The following is a 4,940-nucleotide window of genomic DNA, read 5'->3' as shown; positions in this document are numbered from 1 at the left end:
ACAATCATATCTTCTTCACGTACTCGTGTGAGTTTGATAATGAATCCCTGCATGTTTTGGCTCTACTCTACACATTTTTTTCTAAATGATCAAAAATTATCCATTATTTTAACCTTGTTTAACCTTGTTATCGTTAAAATAAGAAAATTTCATCTCCCTTTAAACTACTTATGTTTAAAAAGAGATTAAAAAATAACAATTTGCCGAAATTTTCTGGTGAAAGGTGACGATTAGAGTGGAATACCAAGACCTATTACGATCATTTAAAGATAACTGCGGATTTGGTTTGATAGCAAATATCAAAAACCGTCCTTCGCATAAAAATTTGGAAAACGCGATTACTGCGCTTGAGAGAATGATGCACCGAGGAGCGGTTGCTGCTGATGGTAAAACGGGTGATGGAAGCGGATTGCTTTTGTCACTTCCGCATGAGTTTATGCGTTTGACTGCACAAGAATCTGGGGTAGAACTTCCTGAAATGTACGCTGTTGCGGTGGTTTTTACCCGTAATGCGTCAAATTTAGAGTGTTTTGAAAAAATTTGTAATGACAATGACCTTAAAGTGGTTTTAGATCGTGTTGTTTCGGTCGATACTAATGCGTTAGGGGAGCAGGCACTTGCCTCGTTACCGGAAATTCATCATATTTTTATTACCCCTAATTCTCTTATGGCATCCCAACGTTTTGATGCGTTGCTTTATTTGAGCCGTAAAGAGATTGAACACGCTCTCGTAGAGGATAGCGATTTTTACATCGCTTCTATGTCGGCTCGTGTCGTGTCGTATAAAGGTTTGATTATGCCGACGCATATCAAAGAATTTTATACCGATTTACAAAATGAAAATTTTAAAATCTCTTTTGCCCTTTTCCACCAACGTTTCTCGACCAATACCCTTCCTAAATGGCGTTTGGCTCAACCGTTTCGTGCGGTTGCCCACAACGGTGAGATAAACTCGGTCGAAGCAAACCGTTTTAACGTCGCGGTTAAATCCGAATCAATCAAAAGTGAAGTGTTCACCGATGAAGAGATTGCACGCCTCCTTCCAATCCTCCAGCCGGGCGGTTCAGACAGTGCGAGTGCCGATAACTTTTTCGAGTTTTTGATCATCAACGGTATGGATTTTTTCAAAGCGGCACGCGCCGTTATCCCTGCGCCGTGGCAAAATGCTCCTCATATGGATCCACAGCTTCGTGCATTTTATGAATACCACTCGACCGTTTTCGAAGCATGGGATGGCCCTGCGGCATTCTCTTTGACTGACGGTCGCTATATCGGATGCGTACTCGATCGCAACGGTCTTCGCCCATCTAAATACATCATCACTAACGATGATACCCTCTTAATCGCGAGTGAATACGGGGTTATCGACATAAGTGAAGATCAGATCAAAGAACGCGGACGTTTACAGTCGGGTCAAATGATCGGTTTGGATTTGAAATTTGGGAAAGTACTTAAAGACGAAGATATCAACCAATATCTAAAATCCTCTAATCCATATATGAAATGGCTCAATGATCATATGATCTATCTCCAAGAGCATGTGGAAGAACAATACATTACTCGCTGTGAGTATGACCCTTCCGATCTAGTAGAACGCCAACGCTATTTCAATATTACCCAAGAGGTAGTTGAACAAGTGATTGAACCGATGATGCGTGATGGCAAAGAGGCGGTCGGATCGATGGGAGATGATACACCGCTAGCTGCATTCAGCAATGTACAGCGTCATTTTTCGGATTATTTCAAACAACGTTTTGCGCAAGTTACCAACCCTCCGATTGATCCGATTCGTGAAAAAGTAGTGATGAGTTTGAACACAGGGTTTGGTGAGACTCATAATATCCTTGATGAAATTCCATCCCATGCGAATCGTCTAAAAGCAATTTCACCGATCATTATTCGTGAAAAACTCGAAGTGCTCAAATCGTTCGGGGATAAAAAATCACCGCGCTATCAATCATTCTACAGTAATCAAGAGTTTTCAACCGCCTACAGCGGTAGCTTAAAACCGGCTCTTGAAGCGTTGGTAGATAAAGTGATCAAATCGGTACGCGAAGAGGGTATCCGTATCGTTATTCTTGATGACAGCGGTTTTGATAAAGATCACAAAGCAATCCCGATGGCAATGGCGGTGGGACGTATTAGCCGTGCGTTATTGGATGCGAAAATTCGTCATTTAGCTTCGATTGTAGCATGCACCTCTGAGGTGATCGATTCACACGGTGCGGCAACCTTGATCGCGTATGGTGCAAGTGCGGTTTATCCGACTCTCCTTTTTGCTACTGTAGCTGCGCGTGCAGAGAGCAGTGTTGCGGATGTCAATTGTTCGGAAGCTTTTAAAGCGGTTCATCATGCCCTCAATGCGGGACTATTGAAAATTATGTCAAAGATGGGGATCGCGACCATCGCGTCATACCGTAACTCAGGACTTTTTGACGTTATCGGTTTGAGCAAAGAGATTGTTCATGAATGTTTTGGAGAATCACATGTGATGATTCCGGGGCTTACGTATGAAGATATCGATGCACGTTTGGATCGCAACCATAAAGAGGCGTTCGAGGTAGGTGGATTTAACCGCATTTTCCCACTCAAAATCGGTGGATATTATAAATTCTACAACGGACAAGAGCACCACGATTTTAACCCGGATGTGATCCATGCAATCCACCGTGTTTCTAAAACGGGCAAACGAGAAGATTTCGATAAACTGAGTAGCTTGGTCAACGGCCGTGGGCAAAAGTTTATCCGTGATTTCTTCGAGTTTAAATCAGACCGTTCCCCTATCGATATCTCTGAAGTAGAGTCTAAAGAAAAAATCTTTAAACGTTTCGCTTCGGCTGCAATGTCTCTGGGTTCTATCTCTCCTGAAGCACATGAGTGTATTGCAGTGGCAATGAATACTATCGGTGCACAAAGTAACTCAGGAGAAGGCGGTGAAGATGCGGCACGTTTCGGAACCCTCAAAAATTCCAAAATCAAACAGGTTGCATCGGGACGTTTCGGGGTCACTCCGGCGTATCTCCGCTCAGCTGAAGAGATTCAGATCAAAGTAGCCCAAGGGGCAAAACCGGGTGAGGGTGGACAGCTTCCGGGTCACAAAGTAAGCGGTCTCATCGCACGCTTACGCTATACGATGCCGGGTGTGACATTGATCTCCCCTCCGCCGCACCATGATATTTATTCGATCGAAGATTTGGCACAGCTCATTTTCGATATGAAGCAGGTCAATCCAAATGCGAAAGTTGCCGTTAAACTCGTATCTTCAGCGGGTGTCGGTACGATCGCGGCAGGTGTTGCGAAAGCATATGCCGATAAAATCATCATCTCCGGCGGAGATGGCGGTACGGGTGCAGCACCGCTCACATCGATCAAATTTGCAGGGAATCCATGGGAACTCGGACTCTCTGAAGCGCATAATGCCCTTAAAGTAAACAATCTTCGAGGACTCGTTCACGTTCAAACCGATGGTGGACTCAAAACAGGCCAAGACATCGTAAAAGCGGCATTGTTAGGTGCTGAGAGTTACGCTTTCGGTACGGGAGCACTCACCATCATCGGATGTAAAATGCTCCGTATTTGTCATGTCAATAAATGTTCTGTCGGGGTGGCAACCCAAAATGAAAAACTCCGAAGCGAGTATTTTACGGGAACGGTTGAGCAATTGATCAACTACTTCACCTATTTGGCTGAAGATGTTCGGCGCATCATGGCACAACTGGGCTATAAAACGATGGAAGAGTTGGTTGGACGCAGCGATTTACTAAGCGTAATCGATACCGAATTTGCGAAAAAATTCGATTTTAGTTCTGTATTGCATCGTGAAGAGGGGGTTAATACCTGTCAATCACCGAGCAATGAACCGTTTGATTTGAATGAATTTGAGCAAGATGTACTTGCTGAAGCAATGGATGCCATTAAAACACCGGAGCGTCCGGTTAAAATTGTACGTGATATTTGTAATCTAAACCGTAGTTTCGGTGCCCGTATCAGCGGAGAAATAGCACAATACTACGGAGATGCAGGTCTTAAAGAAAACACGATCAAAATCAATCTTAAAGGGATTGCGGGACAGGCTTTGGGTGCTTTCTTGATCAACGGTGTCTCTATCCGTCTTGAGGGTGTTGCGAACGATTATATCGGTAAAGGGATGCACGGCGGTAAAATTGTCATCCGTTCTCAAAACCAAGGTGAATTGTTTGCTGCAGGCGGAAATACCTGTCTTTACGGCGCAACAGGCGGTAAACTCTTTATTTCCGGCTCAGTCGGTGAGCGTTTCGCGGTTCGTAATTCAGGTGCTATGGCAGTTGTCGAAGGGACTGGAGACAATGCGTGCGAATACATGACCGGCGGGGTTGTCGTGATCCTCGGTAAAACAGGTATTAACTTCGGTGCTGGGATGACGGGCGGATTTGCGTTTGTATATGATCAAGATCATAGTTTTGTTGAAAATGTTAACCGTGAGTTGATTGATGCATTGCGTATCGATACGGATGACGGTGATGAAGCACGCCACTATCTCAAACGATTATTAAAAGAGTATGTTGCTGAAACTGAGAGTGAAATGGCACAAGAACTGCTCAAAAATTTCCGTGTTGAAATCCGAAATTTCTGGCTCGTTCGCCCGAAAAACTTAACCAAATTGCCACTCAATCCTGATAAAGGGGACTAAGAAATATGAGAGAATTTTTAACTATTGAACGTCTTGATCCGTCAAAACGTCATGTTTTACAGCGTTTAAAAGATTTTAGTGAGATTTATGAGCCGATGACTCCGAGTGATGCAACGCCTCAAAGTGAGCGTTGTATTCAATGCGGTGATCCGTTTTGTTTGAACAAATGTCCGTTACACAACTATATCCCGCAATGGCTCAAAGCGGTTGCCGAAAAAGATCTAAAATTTGCTTTTAATCTTTCCAATGAGCCATCACCGTTTCCTGAAGT

At 43.8% G+C, this 4,940-nt stretch carries 1 protein-coding gene and 1 pseudogene; both read left to right on the top strand.

Annotated features, from left to right (window positions below; translation table 11 throughout):
* Nucleotides 1-235: 235 nt before the first annotated feature.
* Complete coding sequence (gene gltB, locus WA010_RS00810) at nucleotides 236-4,669, top strand: glutamate synthase large subunit (RefSeq protein ID WP_422555278.1); 4,434 nt, start codon at nucleotides 236-238, stop codon at nucleotides 4,667-4,669.
* 5 nt (nucleotides 4,670-4,674) lie between these two features.
* Nucleotides 4,675-4,940 (top strand): annotated as a pseudogene (locus WA010_RS00805) (glutamate synthase small subunit); the annotation flags it as partial.

It is taken from the genome of Sulfuricurvum sp., from assembly GCF_049305995.1.
In the GTDB taxonomy this organism is placed as follows: Bacteria; Campylobacterota; Campylobacteria; order Campylobacterales; family Sulfurimonadaceae; genus Sulfuricurvum.
The sequence above is the reverse complement of the archived record's forward strand: the minus strand, read 5'-3'. Positions and strand labels throughout refer to the sequence as shown.